Genomic DNA, 20466 nt, shown 5'->3' with positions numbered 1-20466 from the left:
GTCCGCCGCATAAACGAGAGGCCAGAGGTGCCGGATTGTTGCCGACGCGACAGCCTGCCACCCTGGCTGTTGCAAATGCAGCAGCACCAGTTAAATTCGTAAATGCCTATCTCACTGAATTAACGGGATAAAAATAGCTGCTCACTCTGGCACGCTATCTGCTAATGGCTATATAACCAAAGGGATTATCCCTATGTATTAAATTCAAATATCGTTATAAAGGAATCTGCTAATGAGCCACGCGACACAGGAAAACCTGAATCTCTTCTGGTTTCTGCCCACCCACGGTGACGGGCGCTATCTGGGGACAACCGAAGGAGGCCGGGCGGTCGATTTACCCTATTTACAGCAGGTGGCGCTGGCAGCAGACAATCTGGGCTACTACGGTGTGTTAATCCCGACCGGCAAGAGCTGCGAAGATTCATGGCTGGTCGCCTCGGCGCTGGCCCCGATCACCAAAAACCTGCGCTATCTGGTGGCCGTGCGCCCCGGCCTTCAACCGCCGAGCCTGGCGGCACGCATGGCCGCGACGCTGGATCGCCTCTCGGGCGGGCGTCTGCTGATTAACGTGGTCACCGGCGGCGACCCGGTGGAGAACAAGGGTGATGGCATCTTCCTCAGTCACGCCGAGCGCTATCAGGTGACCAGGGAGTTTCTCGACGTCTACTCCCGCCTGCTGAAAGGCGAGAAGGTCGACTTCGCAGGAGAGCACATTCGCGTAGAAGGCGCGGAGATCCTCTTTCCCCCGGTGCAGGAGAACGGCCCGCCGCTCTATTTTGGCGGTTCCTCGGAGGCGGCTATCGACGTTGCCGCCAGCCAGATCGATACCTATCTGACCTGGGGAGAACCGGTCGAACAGGTGGCAGAGAAGCTGGCGGTGGTGCGTCAGCGGGCGCAGGAACAGGGCCGCACGCTCTCCTATGGCATCCGGTTACATGTCATTGTTAGGGAAACGGAAGAGGAGGCCTGGGCCGCCGCCGATCGGCTGATCTCGCATCTGGATGACGAGACGATCGCTGCAGCGCAGAAGATTTTCGCCCGGATGGATTCAGCCGGTCAGGCGCGGATGAGTGCGCTGCATCAGGGGTCGCGCGAGAGTCTGCGCATCGGGCCTAATCTCTGGGCGGGCGTGGGACTGGTGCGCGGCGGCGCAGGCACCGCGCTGGTGGGCAATCCGCAGCAGGTTGCCGATCGTATTCGTGAATATCAGGCGCTGGGGATTGAGAACTTTATCTTCTCCGGCTATCCGCACCTTGAAGAGGCGCACCGCTTTGCCGATCTGGTAATGCCGCTGTTACCGCTGGCGGCAAATGCTGAAAAGAAACAGCGCAGCGTGAATACCGGGCCCTTTGGCGAAACCATTGGCGGCGACCGCCGCCCGGAAAAGCACTCCAGCGCCAGTTAACAGAAGAAAAGGCTCGTTTATGTCACAACAGCAGATTGTCATCATTGGCGGTGGATTCACCGGCACCGCACTGGCGATCCATCTCGCCCGGCTGGGCGAGGCGGGGTTGAGCGTGACGGTGATCGAACCGCGGGCGCAGCTGGCGCAGGGCGTGGCGTATGGCACGCCCGATCCGGCGCATCGTATCAATGTGCCGGCTGCCAGAATGCAGCTGGCCGGGGATGAAGCCGGCGCGTTTGACCGTGACTACCGCGCCTCGCCGCACTTCCGCGACGATCCGGACGCGCTGTGGCATGACGGCAATGTTTACCCGCAGCGCGGTGAGTTTGGCCGCTGGGTCAACGCGCAGTTTATTTATCAGCAGCAGCACTCGCCCGTGACGCTTCACCATTTACGGGACAGCGCGGTTTCCCTGCAGGATGGCATCGTCACTACGGCTTCGGGTCAGCGCATCCGGGCCGATCAGGTGGTGCTGGCGATCAGTCATCCGCCGCCTGAACTGCCTGCGCTGCTGAAGCCGCTGCAGGCGCACCCCGCTGTCATCGCTAATCCCTGGCAGGGTGATGCGCTGGCCCGGATTGCGCCAGACGAGCGGGTGGCGATCATCGGCTCAGGGCTGACCATGTCTGATGTCGTCGCCTCGCTGCACCGCCAGCGGCATCGCGGCGGGATAACCGTTTTCTCGCGTCGCGGGCTGGTGCCGCGCGCCAACCTGAGCGGCAGTGAAGAAGAGTACAGGCTGGATTACCGCCTGCCGCAACCCGCCAGCGCGCGAGGCTGGTTACATCGGGTGCGTCAGGAGGTTAAACAGGCTGCGGCGCTAAATCTCCCCTGGCAGCTCGTGCTGGATGATATTCGCCGCAACGGGCAGCGTATCTGGCAGAGCCTGCCGCTGCATGAACAGCAACGTTTTCTGCAGCATCTTCGTCCCTGGTGGGACGTTCACCGCTACCGCATCGCCCCTCAGGTCAGCCAGGTGCTGACTCAGCTGCAGGCCAGCGGTCAGCTTTCGCTGCGGGCGGCGCGTCTGATCGTCGCCGAACCGGCGGGAGACGCGCTCCGGCTGACGCTGCGGCTGCGGGGCGCGCATCAGGAGAGCCGGGTAGTGGATCGGGTCATTGTGACGACCGGCCCGGCGCATAACGCGCTGCTCAACAGCAATGCCCTGCTGCGCCAGCTACACCGCGACGGCATGATTCAGCCCGATGCACTGTCGCTGGGCATCAGCGTCAATGCGCTGTCGCAGACGCTGGATGCCCGGGGCGAACCCAACCCGCATCTCTATGTCGCCGGGCCTGCCGCACGAGGACGTTTTGGCGAGCTGATGGGACTGCCACAGGTGGCAGAGCATGCGGAAGCGGTGGCGCACAGGCTGCTGAGCATTACGCCCTCCTCCCTCAGTGAGCGATGTCCCGGCTCCCTGACGAACTAATTCAGCCCTGAAAAAACCTCAATCTATACGCGGGCGGCAAGCGATTGCCGCATCCGCTCAGGAGTCGCTATGTCATCGCAACGTGAAATTCGTCTTAACGCTTTCGATATGAACTGTGTCGGTCATCAATCTCCCGGCCTGTGGGCGCATCCCCGCGACCGCTCCTGGCAGTATAAAGATCTGGAATACTGGACCGACCTGGCGCGCCTGCTGGAGCGCGGTAAGTTTGACGGGCTGTTTATTGCGGACGTGCTGGGCGTCTATGATGTGCTCAACGGCAATAATCAGGCGGCCATTCGCCAGGCCACCCAAGTGCCGGTCAACGATCCGCTGGCGTTAATCACGCCGATGGCGCTGGTGACGGAGCATCTGGGGTTTGGCCTCACCGCCTCGCTCTCGTTTGAACACCCCTACCCGTTTGCACGGCGCATTTCCACGCTCGATCACCTTACCAAAGGCCGCATCGGTTGGAACATTGTGACCTCCTATCTGGAGAGCGGCGCGCGCAATATCGGCCAGCAGGCGCAGACCGATCATGACGCGCGCTATGACTATGCCGATGAATATCTTCAGGTGATCTACAAACTGCTTGAGGGAAGCTGGGAAGATGACGCAATCGTGCGCGATCGCGAACGCCATATTTTCAGCGACCCCGATAAAATTCATCCGATTAACCACCAGGGCACCTTCTTTCAGGTGCCGGGCATTCATCTCTGCGAACCGTCACCGCAGCGCACGCCGGTACTTTACCAGGCGGGAGCCTCCAGCCGCGGCAAGGCGTTTGCGGCGGAACATGCCGAGTGCGTGTTCGTGGCGGCGCCCTCGAAAGTGCTGCTGAAAAAAACCGTGGCGGATATTCGCCAGCGAGCCGCCGCGGCGGGGCGCGATCCACGCGACATACTGATCTTCAATCTGCAGACGGTGATTGTGGGTGAAACTGACCTGGCAGCGCAGGCCAGATGGCAGGAGTACAAACGCTATGTCAGTTACGAAGGCGCGCTGGCGCTGATCTCCGGCTGGACGGGTATCGATTTCGGCCAGTATCAGCCGGATCAGGTGCTGAAGCATCTGCACACCAATGCGATTCAGTCAGCGGTAGAGACCTTCTCCACCGCCGATCCGAACCGCCAGTGGACGGTCCAGGGCCTGGCAGACTGGGTCGGGATCGGGGGATTCGGGCCACTGCTGGTGGGCAGTGCTGAAACCGTGGCGGATGAGCTGCAGAGCTGGGTGGAGGAAACCGATGTGGATGGTTTTAACCTCGCCTACGCCGTAACGCATGAAACCTTTACCGACGTGGTGGAGCTGCTGGTGCCGGAGCTGCAAAAACGGGGTGTCTATAAGCAGGATTATCAGCCAGGAACGCTGCGTGAAAAGCTGTTCGGACAGGGGCCACGGCTGGCATTGCCACATCCGGGGGCTGGCTATCGCCGGCGTTCTGATTCAGCGCAGCGGACGCTCAACCTGGCGGTTTAGCATCAGGCTGTACGCACAGCCGCCTGACACCGGATTTACCTGAACGCTGCCGGATGAAATAACCCCTTCATCCGGCCTTTCGCATGCCAGTAAAATCGCATTAACTTATTGAATTTATTATAATCGTTATCCATATTTGTTGGTTGTTTACTGCGCCGGGAATACCTATAAAAGCCTCGTTACCTGCTGAATACAATAACGAGGATACGATGAGTACACTGAATATTGACGACACCCTGACCATCCCGCCGCCCCACTCCACGCCGGTGCGTTCGGTGAGCGACGTGGCCCGGCTTATCAACAGTAAAAGTGAGAAAAACAGCTACGCCCGCTGGATCGTGTTTCTGGCGCTGGGCGGGGTGTTTCTTGATGCCTACGACCTGACGACGCTCTCTTACGGCATTGATGATGTCGTCAGGGAGTTCAGCCTGACGCCGGTGCTCACCGGGCTGGTGACCTCCTCCATCATGATCGGCACTATCGTGGGCAATCTGATCGGCGGCTGGCTGACTGATAAATATGGCCGCTACTCCGTATTTATGGCGGATATGCTCTTCTTTGTCGTCTCCGCCATCGCTGCGGGTCTGGCACCCAACGTCTGGGTGCTGATTGGTGCGCGCTTTCTGATGGGGATCGGCGTGGGGATCGATCTGCCGGTAGCCATGGCTTATCTGGCGGAGTTTTCTAAATTCTCCGGCAAAGGCAATAAAGCGTCGCGCCTCGCGGCCTGGTGCCCGATGTGGTATGCCGCCTCATCCGCCTGTTTCTTCATTATTTTTGCGCTCTATTTTCTGCTGCCTGCTGAACACATCGACTGGTTATGGCGCGCCTCGCTGCTGTTTGGTGCCGTACCGGCCCTGCTGATTATTGCGGTGCGCAGCAGATTCATGAACGAGTCTCCTCTCTGGGCGGCTAATCAGGGCGATCTGCGTGGTGCGGTGCGTATCCTGCGCGACTCTTACGGCATCGAGGCGCATGAAGTGCAGCCCGAAAGAGGCGTTACCGTGAAGGCGGCGCCGAAAGTGAGTTTCCGGGTGCTGTTTCAGAAGCCTTATCTGGAGCGCACGCTGGTCAGTGGGGTGATGAACGTCTGTATCGCCTTTGAATACACCGCCATCGCCTTCTTCCTGCCGTCGATCCTTGCGCAGTTTCTGGGAGCGGGCGTCTTCGAAACCATCTCTGCCTCGCTGGGACTGAATGCGTTGTTTGCCTTTACCGGCGGCCTGCTGGGCATGCGGCTGGCGTGGAAATTTCCCTCCCGTCATGTGGCGATTGCCGGCTTTGCGCTGCAGTTTATCGCGCTGATCTCGCTGGCACTGATTGGCCATCCGCAGGCGACGACGGGTGTGGTGGTGGCGGTGCTGATGCTCGGTCTCTGGCTGTTTGCTGAAGGTTTCGGGCCGGGTGCGCAGTTGATGATCTATCCGGCACTCTCCTACCCGACGCATATCCGGGCCACCGGCGTCGGCTTCAGCCGCTCGCTTTCCGGCATTGGCAGTGCGCTGGCGCTGTTTATTCTGCCCATTCTGCAGGCGCGCTACGGCACCAATATGTTCTGGATTGTCTCTCTCGCCGCCCTTATTCCGATTATTTTCCTGTTGATCGTCCGGTTTGAACCGACCCGACAGGACATTGATGAACAACCCGCCACAGGAGACGATCATGTCTGAACTCAACCCGACTGAATTTGCCGCGCTGCGTGACCATTTCAGACCGCTTTTTGCCCGTATTGCCAGCGAGGCGGCGGCATGGGAAACCGGCCGCACGCTGCTGCATGAGCCGATCCGCTGGCTGAAAGAGGCCCGGTTCGGCACACTGCGAATCCCGAAAGAGGACGGCGGCTTTGGTGTTTCGCTGCCCCAGCTCTTTTCGTTACTGACTGACCTGGCCGAGGCAGATTCGAACCTGCCACAGGCGCTGCGCGCGCACTTTGCCTTTATCGAGGATCGCCTGAACCAGCCTGACAGCGACGCACGCCGTCGCTGGTTCCGGCGTTTCGTCGACGGTGAGCTGGTGGGCAGCGGCTGGAGCGAGGTCGGCGCGGTGAAGCTGGGTGAGGTGATCACCCAGGTTTCCCCCGCGCCGGCGGGATGGGTGATCAGCGGTGAAAAGTTTTACAGCACCGGAACCCTCTATGCCGACTGGATCGATGTCTATGCAAAGCGGACGGACAACGGCCGTGATGTGATTGCGCTGGTGAACACGCACCAGAACGGGGTGGAGCGCGATGACGACTGGGATGGTTTCGGGCAGCGGCTGACCGGCAGTGGCACCACCCGCTTTCATCAGGCCGGGGTTGAGCAGCCCCACGTTTATGATTTCAGCGAGCGCTTCCGCTATCAGACCGCTTTTTACCAGCATGTCCTGCTCGCAACGCTGGCGGGAATTGGCCGGGCGGTGGTGCGCGATGCGGCACAGGGGGTAGCGCAGCGTAAGCGGATTTACAGCCACGGCAATGCCCCTCAGGTGAGGCAGGATGTACAGGTGCTGCAGGTGGTCGGACAGATCAGCAGCTGGGCCTGGGCCGCTGAAGCCGCCGTTGAGCGCGCGACCCACTCACTGCAGCGGGCGTTTGAATTACAGCTCAGCGGCGCGGATGATGCAGCGCTTCACGCGGTTAACGTGCTGGCAGAAGTGGAATCGGCTAAAGCGCAGACCGTAGCCACGGAGCTGGTGACGCGGGCCGCCACGGAGCTGTTTAATGCGCTTGGCGCGTCGGACACCCGCGTCAGCAAGGCGCTGGACCGCCACTGGCGTAACGCCCGCACGGTCTCATCACACAATCCGGTGATCTACAAAATCCGCAATGTGGGTGACTGGGAAGTGAACGGCAGCGATCCGACGTTCATCTGGCAGATAGGCAATGGCGAAGGCGCGTGAGATCGCTAAGGCCGGGGGTTCCCGGCCTTACCCGCTCAGCGATGATTCAGACGACGCGACAGCCGGTCACCGCATAACTGAAGCAGCGTGACCAGTGCGACCAGCACCACGATGACCGTTACCATGACCTGCATGTCAAAGCGCTGGTAACCATAACGATAGGCCAGATCCCCTAATCCCCCGGCACCGATGGCACCCGCCATGGCTGAGGCGTTGATCATGGTGACCAGCGTAATGGTGAAACCGCTGACGATGCCAGGGCGCGCCTCCGGCAGCAGCACATGCCAGATAATGTGCCAGCGATGAAAACCCATCGCCTGCGCCGCTTCGGTCAGCCCTTTATCCACTTCCCGCAGGCTGACCTCCGCAATGCGGGCAAAGAACGGGGTTGCCGCCAGGGTCAGCGGCACGACGGCCGCCCAGACGCCGTAGGTCGTCCCGACGATCCAGCGGGTAAAGGGGATTAACGCCACCATCAGAATCAGAAAGGGTATGGAGCGGAAGAGATTCACTATCCAGCCCAGCACCCGATTGAGTGCCGGACTGGGAAAGAGATCGCCCCGTCCGCTGACCACCAGAATCACCGCCATCGGCAACCCCAGCGCCAGCGCCAGCGCAGAGGAGACGCCAACCATCAGCAGGGTGTCCAGTAACGCGGTCCACAAACGATCAATAGCCTGTGACATAACCCACTACCTCCAGTCGATCGGCAATGTGCGCCAGTTGAGCGGTGACGGATTGCGCCTCATGCTGTGCATCCAGCAGCACCAGCAGCTGCCCCACCGGTTTCTGTTCCACCCACTCAATCGCGCTGTGGATCAGCGTGATTTCCCCCGGCACCCGCGCGCCCAGCGCGCCGATATCAGGCCGGGCACCCTGCCCGGTGTAGCGCAAACGCAGTAACAGCCGCGCATCCTGATGCAGCCGGTGATCACTCAGGCGGGCGGCAACGGATTCGGGCAGCGTCTGATAACCGGGATTGAGCAGCTGACGCGTGGTTTCCTGCTGCGGGTCGCTGTAGACCTGCCAGACCGGGCCGCGTTCGATGATTTCCCCCTGATCGATGACCGCCACGTTGTGGCAAAGGTCATGCACCACATCCATCTCGTGGGTGATCAGCACAATGGTGATATGACGCTGCTGATTAATCTTTTTCAGCAGCGCCAGAATCGCACGCGTGGTCTCGGGATCGAGTGCTGAGGTCGCCTCATCGCACAGCAGCAGTTCCGGATCGTGCACCAGCGCACGGGCAATACCGACGCGCTGCTTCTGCCCCCCGGAGAGCTGCGCAGGCCAGGCGTGTTGCCGTGCCTCCAGCCCGACCAGCGCCAGCAGTTCATCCACCTTTCGCGCCCGCGCCGCCGCCGGCACGCCGGCGACCCTGAGCGGCAGCTCAATATTCTGTCTGACGGTTTTGGCAGAGAGCAGATTGAAGTGCTGAAAGATCATGCCCGTGCTGCGCCGCCATTCGACCAGCTGCCGCGCGCCCAGCGCGCTGATGTCGGTGCCGTCGATGACGATGCGTCCACCGGTGGGATCTTCCAGGCGATTCAGGCAGCGGATAAGCGTGGATTTACCTGCGCCGCTGCGGCCGATGATGCCGAAAATCTCACCGCGCTGGATCTCCAGATTGATGTGATGCAGCGCATCGGCCGTCTGACCGGGATAGCGTTTACTGACCGCTTCCAGCCTGACGTGAGCAGCAGCGTGGGTGCGGATTGCGGCGGCGGCATGGGGCAACGCCGTCGCGTCAGGAATGACCAGGCTGACCATCGTTACTGACTCCAGCCGGGCTGATAGAGTTTGCCGTAGAAGCTGTCGAGGCTGGCGCGTACCACCGGCGAATGCTGATAGATATCGACAAATTTTGCCAGGCGCGGATCGTCCTGGTGCCCCTCCCGAATCACAAACTGAATCACATATTCCGGATGTTCCAGCCCGTCGAACAGCAGCGCGTGATTCGGATCGATGGTTTTCGCCAGACGCAGATAGTGTGGATACCCCTGCGCCAGGTCGACCTCTTCCAGCGACCGTGAGAGCTGTACCGCTTCGACCTCAATGATTTTCAGCTTCTTAGGATTGCTGACGATATCATCGACCGTGGATTTCAGTCCGGCGCCCGGTTTGAGGGTAATCAGCCCCGCCTTCTGCAGCAGGAGTAATCCACGCGCGCCGTTGATTGGATCGTTGGCGATGGCGACGGTGCCCCCTTCCGGCACCTGGTCAATGGCGCTGTGCTTTTTAGAGTAAAGCCCGATATTGTTGATGATAGCAGGCGCATAAGCGACCAGATGGAACCCTCCTGACTGATTAGCGTTCTCCAGAAAAGGCTTATGCTGGAACAGGTTAACGTCGATATCGCCATTCTCCACGCTGACGTTGGGCGCAGTCCAGTCGGTAAATTCAACCAGTTCAACCGCCAGCCCCTGCTTTTTCGCTTCCGCCACCGCCGTCTCCAGCGGCGGGGCAAAGGCCGCGGTCGTGCCCACTTTGAGCGGACCGGAATAGTCCGCAGCGGCGACGGCAGCAGAGAGTGTCAGCAGCAAGCCGCCCAGCGTGGCGCGTAATCTGTTTGTACGTGTCATGATGATTCCTTGAGGTTAAGCGGATCAACGACGGCCGGTGGCATGACGCCACTGCGCCGCCGGGTGGCGATCGGGCAGGCGATCCTGCTGAAAGAGTTTGTTGCGCAGTGATCCGGGCTGATAAGCCGTTTTGTAGCGACCGCGCTGTTGTAATTCCGGCACGACTAACTCGATAAAATCACGGTAACTTTGCGGGTTAAGAATGCGGGTCAGGTTGAAGCCGTCGATATCTCCCTCATCCATCCACTGCAGCAGCGCCTCCGCAACCTGCGCGGGATTGCCGATAATCAGGGGATAACGACTGCCCATGGCGTGCTGCTCCAGCAGGCGACGGCGGGTCCAGCCGCTGTACGCCTGACTGACCGACTCTATTGCGCGAGTTTCACCGCTGATGATGGGCTCATCGGGACCGAAAGCTGCCAGATCGAGGCCAATCGAGCTGGAAAAATGGGCGATACCCGCCTCCGGGCTGGCATATTCGAGATAGCTGCGGTGCTTCTCCTGCGCTTCCCGCTCGGTCGGAGCCACAATCACACCGACTCCCATAAAAATACGCAGGTCCTCTGCACGGCGGCCCGCTGCGGTCGCCGCTTCACGCAGCCGCTGCGTCTGCTGACGCATTGCCGCGGGTGTCGCGGCATTGACGAAGGTGCACTCGGCATGACGCGCCGCAAACTGAATACCTCGGGCAGAGGTGCCGGCCTGGAACAGCAGCGGCGTGCGCTGGGGTGACGGACTGCTGAGGTGATACCCCTCAACCTGATAAAATTCCCCCTGATGTCTGATGGGATGAATTTTGCTGGCATCGGCATAAAGACGACGCTGGCGGTCGACGACGAGGGCATCATCCTGCCAGCTGCCTTCCCAGAGCTGATAGCTGACGTCGAGAAACTCATCCGCCTGAGCGTAACGCTGGTCATGCGCCAGCAGCTGTTTGTTACCCATCGCCCGTGCGGCACTGTCCAGGTAGCCGGTGACGATGTTCCAGCCAATCCGCCCCTGCGTAAGATGGTCGAGCGTTGAGAGACGACGGGCAAAGGGAAACGGTGCTTCATAGCTGAGGTTGGCGGTCACCGCAAAACCGAGATGCTGTGTGACGCCCGCCATGGCTGAAACCAGCATCAGCGGATCGTTGACCGGCAGCTGAATCGACTCGCTCGCCGTCAGCCCGATACCCTGCTGATAAACGTCATAGACGCCCAGGATATCCGCGATAAACAGTCCGTCGAACAGCCCGCGCTCCAGCAGGCGTGCCAGATCGGTCCAGTAACTCAGGCTATTGAATTCGGTGGAGTGATCCTGAGGGTGTGTCCACATGCCGTAATGAATGTGCCCGACACAATTCATGTTGAAGGCGTTGAGCAGAACCTGTTTCTGACTCATAGCGTACCCCGGCGCGGTGGCAGTACGCCATTGAGCAGGAAGTTGCCTATCGCGGGATATTTCCAGCGCACCGGATCGTGCAGGGTGTGAGTGCGCGCATTGCGCCAGTGGCGGTCGAGATGATATTCACGCAGGCTGGCCCGTGTGCCGCCGAGTTCAAACAGCAGGTTAGCGGCCTCCAGTGCGACCTCGGTGGTCCAGGCGCGCGCCTTCGCCACCTCAATCGAAGCCTGCGCCACCGTATCAGCATCAGGCTGTTGTTGCGCAACGTCAATGGCTGCACCCGCCTCCGCGATGAGCGCCTCGCCAGCCCGCAACCGTGCCGCCAGACGCCCGGTGCGATCGAGCGTTAAGGGGTCCTCACAGGCGCGGGTCACGCCGCTGTCTGGCCACGGCCGGGCACGCTGACGCAGAAAGTCGAGCATGTCATAAAACGCCGCCTGGGCAATGCCCTGATCGATCGCGGCATGCAGGATCTGTGCAAAAGGGCCCAGCGAGGTCGGCCGCTCAAATGCGGTCTGAAACGGCACCACATCGTCTGCCTCCACCCTGACGTTCTCAAACAGGACGCTGCCGCTGCCGGTGGTGCGCTGGCCGAAGCCACTCCAGTCATCAATAACCGTCACGCCTGCCTGATGTCGGGGCACAAATACCAGCTGCTCTTTCTCGTCTTCGTCGCGCGCTGCCGTGGGAATGCGATCGGCAAACAGCGCACCGGTGGCGTAAAATTTCGTGCCGTTAAGGACATTATCGCGGATCTGTGTGGTGCGCTGATGTGCCGCGCGGGAGGCAAATTCCGCCAGTGCATTTCCCAGATGGACGCCAGCCAGTACCTCGCCATAAAAGTGTTGCTTTTGTGATTCACTGCCGTTGAGGCGCAGGACTTCCAGCGCGTAGAAGTGATTCTGCGGAACCTGCCCTATCGCCGCATCGGCCTCACTGAGCAGGGTGATAACGGAGGCGAGCGTGGCGGTTGAAACCGCAATACCGCCATACGTCTTTGGAACGGTGATCGCCCCCAGGCCTGACTGAAACAGTCTCTGCAAGGGGGCATAGGGCAGCTCACGTTCGCGATCCCGCTCGGCGGCACCCGCACGGAACGCCTGCGCCAGTTGCGCGGCCACGTCCAGCGCCTGTTGCTCACTGCGGAGGCGGTCGGCGGGCTGTTTCGGCTGAACCTGACTCATTCTTTCTCCTTAAATCCACGCATGGCGCGCAGGGTAGATCGCATTGAGGTAGTAATTGCCAATGGCGTGGGTTTTCCAGCGCACCGGGTCATGCAGCGTGTGGGTGCGGGCATTGCGCCAGTGGCGGTCGAGTCCATGCTGCAGCAGCGTCGCGCGGCTTCCACCCCATTCCAGCAGCTTTTCGCTGGCACGCAGCGCGATATCGGTGGTCAGCACCTTGGCTTCCGCCACGGCAATTGAGGCGGCGGCGCTGTTTTCCGCCGTCAGAGGCTGCGAGGCCAGCGAATCAAGCACGCGGGCCGCCCGTCGCAGCAGGGCATTCGCGGCACTCAGTTCGGTACTGATGCGCCCGATGTCAGCCAGGATATAGGGGTCATCAGCGTTGCGAGCGACGCCTGCATCCACCCAGGGACGTGAGTGATGGCGGACAAACTCCAGCGCATCGTCCAGCGCGCCCTGCGCGATACCGGCATCAATCGCTGCCTGAATCAGCTGTGACACCGCACCTCGCAGGGTCGGTTTGTCTGACGATGGCAGGGGAATGATTGCGTCAGGCCCGACGATGACCCGATCAAGCCTTACCGTTCCGCTGGCGGTGGTACGCTGACCCATCCCTGACCAGTCATCCACGATCTCCACCCCTTCGGCAGGCAGCGGGATAAAAGCCATGGCCGGCTTGTCGTCCTCCTGCAGTGCGGTCGTGACCAGGATATCCGCGAACAATGCGCCGGTTGAGTAGAACTTCACCCCGCTCAGACGCGATGTCTGACCCTCACGCACCAGTCGGGCCTGGATGTCGCGCGTATGGCGGGTGTTCTTTTCAGGGCCACCATTGCCAAGTCGCTTGCCACTGACCACCGCCTGCAGCCATTTTTCCTGCTGTGACGGTTCGCCTTCGCCAAGAATGAACTGGATCAGGCCAAAGTGGTTCTGCGGGATCTGGCCCAGGGAGGGATCGCTGGCAGAGATGATGCGGAAGACCTCCGCCACGGTCTGGAAATCCAGCCCGCCCCCGCCAAAGCGGCGTGGCACGCTGATGCTGCCCAGTCCGAGCCGGGTAAACTGGCTGATCAGTTCACGGGGATAGAGCCGCTGCTGATCCCGGGCAACAGCACCCGGTTTCGCCTGTTCAGCCAGCGCATGCGCAGCCTGAATGGCCTGTTTTTGACAGGTTATGACGGCCGCCTGAAAGGTTTCGGGTGGATCGGAAATAAGATTCATGGCGCTTCCGGTAAAAGAGCGAGACATCAAATCAGGCAGGCTGATATTGAGTGCATCACATTAATTAACGTTGAAAGCGATAATAGGCAGCTGGTCAGAACGAAGTAAATAGCGCGGTTATTACAATATCCGCAAAGCTAATTCATATTGCAGCTTTGCATTTTAAATGCATATATGTCTGGTACTACAGAAGGGGAAGTGTCGATTTATATGAAATTAAAACCAGCTTCAGAGGCTGGTTTTAATTTTTATGGTAATGATGTGCAGGTATTATTTGCTTGCCGACTCCGGCATGGCCGAGGAGTGATGGGTCGAAATTTTCCAGCCTTTTCCATCCCAGACGTAAGTAAACGTATAGCGCGCGGTTACCTGCGTGTTATCTTTAAACGTAAAGGTATAAACGCCGGCATCAATTGCTTTATTACAGCCGGTTCTGATGGTGCGGGAGTTGATTTTACCGCGCGGCCCTTTTTTCAGAAAGTCTTTGAAATAATCAATCCGTTCCTGATCGGTGAGTCTGACCTGATTGGAGATGGTGGGCAGTAATACTGCATCACTGACATAGAGTTGCGAAACCTTCGTCGCATCGCCGGTTGCCAGCGTGTCATTCCACTTGTCGAACAGGCTGGCGACATCCTGTTCAGAGGCTTTAATGCAGGTTTCCGGCTGCTGTGCCAGCGTAATGGCGGGCGCACAAAGCAGACCTGTCAGGGATAATGATAATAATGTTTTTTTCATGAAATAGTCTCCATTAACTCATCCTGGCTTAGGGTGGCGCTCTCTCTGATCTCTGAGAGAACACCGGTAAATACGGGTTAAAATAAGGAATCGTGAATCTGAAATGTAAAGGATGTAATTATTTTCTGATGCCGTAATGAATAAAAAGCAGCCGGGTTTAGTTATTCTTTTGTTAATGCTGGCTATACGTGCTCTGCTATTGTGGCGTAACGTTACCTTACGCCCTGCTCTGCATGAAACTTAAATCTCTGATATGCGATTATTTAGATTTATATGCTGATTTCATGTTCTCCTCATCGGATTTTTAACGGCGTTAAGGCGCATTTTTCAGGAGTAAAGCAGGGGGCGCAGATAACGTGTCCGCAGCGTTTCGGGTGATATTCAAAGCGGAGGGAAATATAGCGTTGCAGTTTTTTAATCAACGCCAGATGGCTAATTACTTCACGACTGTATATTGACGGCTCTCAGTTAAACATAAACCATCAGCTTCGCTGCCTTCCCGCTTAAATTCGGATAAACCTCTGGCGCGATTTCTGAATTTCATTCCTGAGCCTCTTTCCTGTCACTTTCCATACGGTGTCGATATCCTCGCGAATGTCAGTAGATTCCTTGCGGCCGTCGTTGCCTCCTGATGAAAAGTGGATCTTCTTACTAACTTCGTATAATTATTCTTATACGAAGTCATGACAGTATGGATGCGCCGGGTTATGATGACAGACAGTCAAAACCACTTTATAAAATGGCAGCGCTACGTAAATTCTGGCCGGTTAACCCCCTGCTTTTTTCTCAGAATTCACGTAGCGCGATCAACGCCGTTTTCGGTTAATCAGTGAGCAAAAATGACAGAGCTAGTGCCGTTAACTGAACTGCAGATGAACCGGAGCGGGGATATCGTTGAACGCCTCAGACAATTTGTGCAGGACAAAGAGGCCTTTTCGCCTAACACGTGGCGACAGCTTCTGAGCGTGATGCGGATCTGCAATCAGTGGTCGGAAGAAAATCAGCGCAGCTTCCTGCCGATGAGCGCCGATGATTTGCGCGACTATCTTACTTTCCTGGCTGAAAGCGGGCGGGCTTCCTCCACCGTTACATCACATGCGGCTCTGATTTCGATGTTACACCGTAACGCAGGTCTGCCCGTGCCCAACACCTCGCCGCAGGTTTTTCGTGCGATGAAGAAGATCAACCGGGTGGCGGTGATGAGTGGCGAGCGGGCGGGACAGGCTGTGCCCTTCAGGCTGAGCGATCTGCTGGCGCTGGACAGGCAGTGGTCAGGTGCTGACAGCCTCCAGGCGCGCCGCGATCTGGCCTTTCTGCACGTCGCATACGCAACGCTGCTGCGTATCAGTGAACTGTCGCGGTTACGGGTGCGTGATGTGATGCGTGCCGGTGATGGACGTATCATTCTGGACGTGGCCTGGACCAAAACCGTCGTACAGACCGGTGGATTAATTAAAGCCCTCAGTTCGCGTTCCACCCAGCGGCTGGAGGAGTGGCTGGAGGCATCCGGGCTTTCCGGCCAGCCCGATGCCTACCTGTTTACCGCTGTCCACCGCTCGGGGCGTTCCCTCCCAGCCGAAAAACCTATGAGCACCCGGGCTCTGGAGCAGATTTTCGAACGCGCCTGGCGCTGCGTCGGAAAAACCGGAGGCGTGAAAGCCAATAAAAATCGCTATACCGGCTGGAGTGGCCACAGCGCAAGGGTTGGCGCAGCACAGGATATGGCAGACAAAGGCTACCCCATAGCCAGAATCATGCAGGAAGGCACCTGGAAAAAGCCGGAGACGCTGATGCGCTATATTCGTCATGTCGAAGCCCATAAAGGGGCCATGGTGGAGTTTATGGAACAGCATGCTGACGGCGCATTGCCTGATTAACGCTGACATAAAAGCGCGTTCAGCGTCTTCGGCGGATGAAGTTATCCACAGAAAAAGTGGACAGCCTGTGAGTAAACCGGTACGGGACAGCACTTTTCGGGCTTTATTCCTGAACCATCTCACTGATTAACAGGCGGTTTCGCCGTTTCCTGACGCGTCGCCGCCATTATATTCAGATCTCCGGCCTTGCCCCTGGTCATTAACTGACGCTATCTCCGGTTGATCGGGTCAGGCATATCCGCCCTGCTTATCACAATTGCCGTGGCAGCCCTGACAGCGTCTTTTCTCCTCCCTGAACATGATGGGGATGTTCTGCACACGGTTCCCTGCTTTGCGCAGTGCCAGCAGAATGATGACATTCAGCACCAGGACACATAAGATGCAGATCGCGCTGAATGCGGGATGACGGGCAAACGTGACCGCCTGATAAAAGAGCGTTGCCGTGGTGTAGGCGATGTTCAGTCCCCAGAAAAAGGAGAACATCATCCATTTTTTGCCTGCTTCGCGTGCAATCGCCCCCATGACGGAAACGCAGGGGACGTAAAGCAGTACAAAGATCAAATAGCTATAGGCGGCAAAGCCGCTGCCAAATTTATCCGACATCACATTCATCGGGCCGGAGGCCATCTCGCCATCACCTTTACTGGCTTCAATGGGATGCGCCAGTGCATCAATCCTGAACGCAGCCGCTAAACCAGCCCAGGTGTCAGTCAGCGCCTCTCTTAACTCTCCTCCCAGGTCAAAAGCCTGCGGATCGAACGGGCTGCTCTGAATCGCCTCGGTGGTGTAAAGACTGTTGAGTGTTCCCACTACCACCTCTTTCGCCATAATACCGCTCACCAGTCCGACAGTGGCCTGCCAGTTATCCTGTGTGACACCCATCGGCAGCAGCGCCGGCGTAATCGCTTTACTGGTCGCAGCCAGTGCGGAGTGGTTAATGTCATTCACCAGCTGGCCATTGAATGCAAAACTGCTCAGTACACCAATCAGCATGCTCACCAGGATGATGACCTGCCCGGCCCGCACCACAAACATTTTCAGCCGTTGCCACGTCTGCAGCAGCAGACTTTTGAGATGGGGCCGGTGATAGACCGGCAGCTCCATGATGAACGGTGAGGCTTCACCTCCCAGCAGGGTATGCTTGAGTACCAGCCCGGTCACGACCGCGACGACAATACCCAGCAGATAGAGGGAGAAAACCAGGCTGGAGCTGTGCGCATGAAAAAATGCCGCAGCGAACACCGCAAAGATTGCCAGCCGCGCACCGCATGACATAAAGGGTGCAATCAGCACGGTCAGCAGACGCTCACGCGGCGTGTCCAGCGTGCGTGTCCCCATCACTGACGGCACGTTACAGCCAAAGCCAACAATCAGCGGCACAAATGATTTGCCCGGCAGGCCCAGTGACTGCATCAACCGATCCATCACAAAGGCGGCGCGAGCCATATAGCCCGAGTCTTCCAGAAAAGCGAGAAACAGGAACATCAGGCCAATCTGCGGAATAATCGGCAGCACGGTGTTGATGCCAGCCCCGATCCCCTGCGCCAGAAACACCGTCAGCCAGGCCGGGAAGTGACAGACCGCACCCAGCCATTGTGCACCATGAATGAATATTGCCACCGAACTGCTGTCGAAAAGCGGCTGCAGGGCGGCGCCGATATTGATGGAAAGCACGAACATCACATACATCACCGCCAGAAATATCGGAATGCCCAGCCAGCGGTTCAGCACAACCTGATCAATCCGGCTGGTCAGATTCGCGGGCACGGCCTGATCGCTATGACTGACGGCCGCACAGATTGCATTAATGGCGCGATAACGATAGTCGGCAATCTGTACACCCGCCTCTTCGCCCGCCTGCTGCCTGATTTCAGGTAAGTGGGATTCCAGTTCCGGACAAAGCTTCGGGCTGTTGATATCCCCCTCCAGCAACTGTAAGGCCAGCCAGCGGCGTTTCTGTGGCGCTGTTGAGGCGGACATCTGCTGACATAGCTGCCCGATGGCCGATTCAATCGCTGCCGGGTAGCGCACCTGCTCCGGTGCGCGGTAAATCTGCGGTTCATCGATCAACGCCTTAAGCTGTGCAATGCCGTCACCCCGGGTTGAGGTCAGTGAAACAACCGGACAGCCCATCCGGGCTGACAGGGCTTCCGTATCGATAGTGATGTTCTGGCTGGCGGCGATATCCTGCATGTTGAGGGCAATAATACAGGGTAGCCCGAGTTCCAGCAGCTGAAGCGTCAGGAACAGATTGCTTTCAAGACGGGAGGCATCGACGACGTTGATTACCACATCGGCATGTTCCTGATAAAGGTACTGGCAGGCGATGCTCTCATCGATGGAGCTTTCAGCGGACAGCGTTGTCAGCGAGCGGGTTCCCGGTAAATCGACGAGCCGGACATCTGACTGAGCGGTGAAAAACTGTCCCTCTTTACGCTCAACTGTGACGCCCGCCCAGTTCCCCACCCGCTGGCGGGCGCCGGTGAGCTGATTAAACAGCGTTGTTTTGCCGGTGTTAGGATTACCAATCAGCCCGATGGTTATCTTTTTCATCAGACGATTTCCTCCAGAATAATTGCGTCCAGGTCACCCTGCCGCACCGCCAGAGTGACACGACGGGTTGAGATCTGTACCGGGTCACCCAGGGGGGCGACACGAATAATTTCAATCACTGCGCCCGGCAGCATGCCCATCGTCAATAATTTCTGACGCCAGGTAGAATTGACCGAGGGTTGATAGCCCACTATCCGGTAGGAGCAGCCTGCGTTAATTGTCATACCCTGTTCTGCCTCTGAGTAAGAAGCACTTATTCTACAAATGATAAGCGTTTCGATTTTTGATCTGACGTCGGACAGGCAGGGGAAAATGGCCGTCAGGGTAAACGGCAGTTCAACAGGCTGTAAAAGGGATAATTCAGCGGGATTAACGGGAGGATGAGGCGAACTCAGTGGCGGATTTGTGACAGTTCCTCGTCGGTCAGGCCGGTCATCTTCATGACGGTATCGCGGTCGAGGCCATTCTGCAGCATCGTCCGCGCAATTTTCAGGGTTGCGTCGCGTTCACCTTCAGAATGGCCCTTCTCTCTGCCAATCTGAATCCCTTCCTCGATGCCTTTTTGCTCAAGTTGTTGTGCGATGGTCATGAGTGCGTCTCCGTGTTGCGACACACGCTGTGCCAGTTCGCGAACAAAGGATTGGGCGTCGGATGTTTCGCTTCCAGATGACGCTGCATGGCCGCCACCGCATAGCGCATCAGACGGAAGGCCATATGTTTGTCGGGCGTAGACTGATGCTCAATCAGAACATGAATGTAACCGTCGCCAGCGCGTATTTTAAGGCTGTAAAGCACGTCGCTGAAATATTGCCGAAGGTCATCCTCGACAAACGAACCGGATTCCAGCGTGAGTGTGCTGAGATCGCATATTTCCCGAAGCTCTGCCGGAAGATGGATTTCCATAAAATCACGGGCAACATCTGGCTGGGTCAGAAATTGACGGAACATAGCGTCATGAGGTGTAGGGGTATAGTTTGTCTTCATCTGCCCTGACTCCGAAATAGGGACACGTTTACTACCACAGGCGCAAGAGCAACGATGCAGAGTTACAACGGGCGTTATTTAAACACAAGGCACATGGCTCAAAACGTTATGCTGTTCTTACTCACGTTCTGTTCACCTTTTTAACCTGCAATAAAGCCTGGCTCACTTTTTTAAGTGGATATCGTGTGCCTGCAAAAATGTCAATCGAAGCAGTTCGATTAGCTATTCTCTTTGAAAAAATTTAATTGTTATTCTGGCCTGCAAATTTATTGGACCAGGAGCGTGAAAAAAGACTTTTTTGATAAAATGACGCCGCAATACCCAGTTAATGTAACTTAAATGTTGAGGGAGTTAATATGCGCTTATTAAATATATCAGAAGCGAAAAGCGTCAGCGGTGCTGATATCGGCTACGCAGAGTTACTCGGGATGTGGAATGATGCTGGCCTGAATTCAGATTGCTGCTTCAATTATAATCGTGCCGCTAAAACCATTAATGCTATCGGTCTGGCCAGCGCGACTGAATACAAAAGCTGGAACAATTCGTCTATGGGTGAAGCCGGATGGATGCTCAACGAGGCGGGCGAGAAAGTGACCTGGTTCAATAACGGTCTTTTTATTGCTTTTCAGGTCAGTTGATTCGGCCTGCGCAATGGGCGAATCGTTGCATTATCTGACCGCGTGATACCGGAAAAGGTTTCTGACACCTCAGGAGCCTTTTATTTAAGTTAAGCATTGGGTTTACT

The 20466-nt window shown here is 57.6% G+C and carries 16 protein-coding genes and 1 pseudogene; 7 read left to right on the top strand and 10 right to left on the bottom strand.

What is annotated here, in order from left to right; all coding sequences use genetic code 11:
* The first annotated feature begins 232 nt into the window (after positions 1–232).
* The 5 genes from ssuD (at position 233) to S7A_RS19850 (ending at position 7193) form a co-directional block, all read left to right on the top strand.
* On the top strand, positions 233–1405 hold the full coding sequence (ssuD, locus tag S7A_RS19870) for an FMNH2-dependent alkanesulfonate monooxygenase (RefSeq protein WP_009093153.1): 1173 nt from the start codon (positions 233–235) through the stop codon (positions 1403–1405).
* A 19-nt stretch (positions 1406–1424) separates the two neighbouring features.
* Positions 1425–2837 (top strand): FAD/NAD(P)-binding protein, encoded by a 1413-nt coding sequence (locus tag S7A_RS19865; RefSeq protein ID WP_009093152.1) that lies wholly within the window; start codon positions 1425–1427, stop codon positions 2835–2837.
* Between the two features lie 69 nt (positions 2838–2906).
* Positions 2907–4313: an LLM class flavin-dependent oxidoreductase gene (locus tag S7A_RS19860; protein WP_009093151.1), complete on the top strand. Its 1407-nt coding sequence runs from the start codon at positions 2907–2909 to the stop codon at positions 4311–4313.
* Positions 4314–4522: 209 nt separating this feature from the next.
* Positions 4523–5983: an MFS transporter gene (locus tag S7A_RS19855; protein WP_009093150.1), complete on the top strand. Its 1461-nt coding sequence runs from the start codon at positions 4523–4525 to the stop codon at positions 5981–5983.
* Positions 5976–7193, top strand: a complete 1218-nt coding sequence (locus S7A_RS19850) for a monooxygenase (RefSeq protein WP_009093149.1) — start codon at positions 5976–5978, stop codon at positions 7191–7193. The genes S7A_RS19855 and S7A_RS19850 overlap by 8 nt, the downstream gene beginning before the upstream one ends.
* A 35-nt stretch (positions 7194–7228) precedes the next feature.
* Here the strand turns inward: S7A_RS19850 and S7A_RS19845 are convergent, their stop codons facing one another.
* The 7 genes from S7A_RS19845 to S7A_RS19815 all read right to left on the bottom strand — a co-directional run bounded on the left by S7A_RS19845 (position 7229) and on the right by S7A_RS19815 (position 14307).
* A complete protein-coding gene (locus tag S7A_RS19845) occupies positions 7229–7879 on the bottom strand; it encodes a methionine ABC transporter permease (protein WP_009093148.1) in 651 nt (216 codons plus the stop codon).
* Positions 7863–8966, bottom strand: a complete 1104-nt coding sequence (locus S7A_RS19840) for a methionine ABC transporter ATP-binding protein (RefSeq protein WP_009093147.1) — start codon at positions 8964–8966, stop codon at positions 7863–7865. The genes S7A_RS19845 and S7A_RS19840 overlap by 17 nt, the downstream gene beginning before the upstream one ends.
* Before the next feature lie 2 nt (positions 8967–8968).
* Positions 8969–9778, bottom strand: coding sequence for a MetQ/NlpA family ABC transporter substrate-binding protein (locus tag S7A_RS19835; protein ID WP_009093146.1), 810 nt, complete (start codon positions 9776–9778; stop codon positions 8969–8971).
* Between the two features lie 24 nt (positions 9779–9802).
* Positions 9803–11161 carry an LLM class flavin-dependent oxidoreductase gene (locus S7A_RS19830; RefSeq protein WP_009093145.1) on the bottom strand — a complete coding sequence of 453 codons (1359 nt, stop codon included), beginning with the start codon at positions 11159–11161 and terminating at the stop codon, positions 9803–9805.
* On the bottom strand, positions 11158–12348 hold the full coding sequence (locus S7A_RS19825; protein WP_009093144.1) for an SfnB family sulfur acquisition oxidoreductase: 1191 nt from the start codon (positions 12346–12348) through the stop codon (positions 11158–11160). The genes S7A_RS19830 and S7A_RS19825 overlap by 4 nt, the downstream gene beginning before the upstream one ends.
* A gap of 9 nt (positions 12349–12357) precedes the next feature.
* Positions 12358–13569 (bottom strand): SfnB family sulfur acquisition oxidoreductase, encoded by a 1212-nt coding sequence (locus tag S7A_RS19820; RefSeq protein WP_009093143.1) that lies wholly within the window; start codon positions 13567–13569, stop codon positions 12358–12360.
* A gap of 270 nt (positions 13570–13839) precedes the next feature.
* A complete protein-coding gene (locus S7A_RS19815) occupies positions 13840–14307 on the bottom strand; it encodes an SgcJ/EcaC family oxidoreductase (protein ID WP_009093142.1) in 468 nt (155 codons plus the stop codon).
* A gap of 839 nt (positions 14308–15146) precedes the next feature.
* Here S7A_RS19815 and S7A_RS19810 point away from each other — a divergent pair.
* Positions 15147–16184: a tyrosine-type recombinase/integrase gene (locus S7A_RS19810; RefSeq protein ID WP_009093141.1), complete on the top strand. Its 1038-nt coding sequence runs from the start codon at positions 15147–15149 to the stop codon at positions 16182–16184.
* Between the two features lie 228 nt (positions 16185–16412).
* Here S7A_RS19810 and feoB read toward each other — a convergent pair whose 3' ends face one another.
* The 3 genes and pseudogenes from feoB to S7A_RS19795 all read right to left on the bottom strand — a co-directional run bounded on the left by feoB (position 16413) and on the right by S7A_RS19795 (position 19721).
* Positions 16413–18737: a Fe(2+) transporter permease subunit FeoB gene (gene feoB / locus S7A_RS19805; RefSeq protein ID WP_009093140.1), complete on the bottom strand. Its 2325-nt coding sequence runs from the start codon at positions 18735–18737 to the stop codon at positions 16413–16415.
* Positions 18737–18961: a FeoA domain-containing protein gene (locus S7A_RS19800; protein ID WP_009093139.1), complete on the bottom strand. Its 225-nt coding sequence runs from the start codon at positions 18959–18961 to the stop codon at positions 18737–18739. Before S7A_RS19800 ends, feoB begins: the two co-directional genes overlap by 1 nt.
* A 167-nt stretch (positions 18962–19128) precedes the next feature.
* A pseudogene (locus tag S7A_RS19795) lies at positions 19129–19721 on the bottom strand (Rpn family recombination-promoting nuclease/putative transposase).
* A gap of 356 nt (positions 19722–20077) precedes the next feature.
* On the opposite strand from S7A_RS19795, the gene S7A_RS19790 reads away from it, so the two are divergent.
* Complete coding sequence (locus S7A_RS19790; RefSeq protein WP_009093134.1) at positions 20078–20359, top strand: hypothetical protein; 282 nt, start codon at positions 20078–20080, stop codon at positions 20357–20359.
* Positions 20360–20466 lie beyond the last annotated feature (107 nt).

The organism is Pantoea sp. Sc1, assembly GCF_000255315.1.
In the GTDB taxonomy this organism is placed as follows: domain Bacteria; phylum Pseudomonadota; class Gammaproteobacteria; order Enterobacterales; family Enterobacteriaceae; genus Pantoea; species Pantoea anthophila.
Note: the sequence above shows the minus strand (reverse complement) of the source record. Positions and strands in the feature narration are given on the sequence as shown.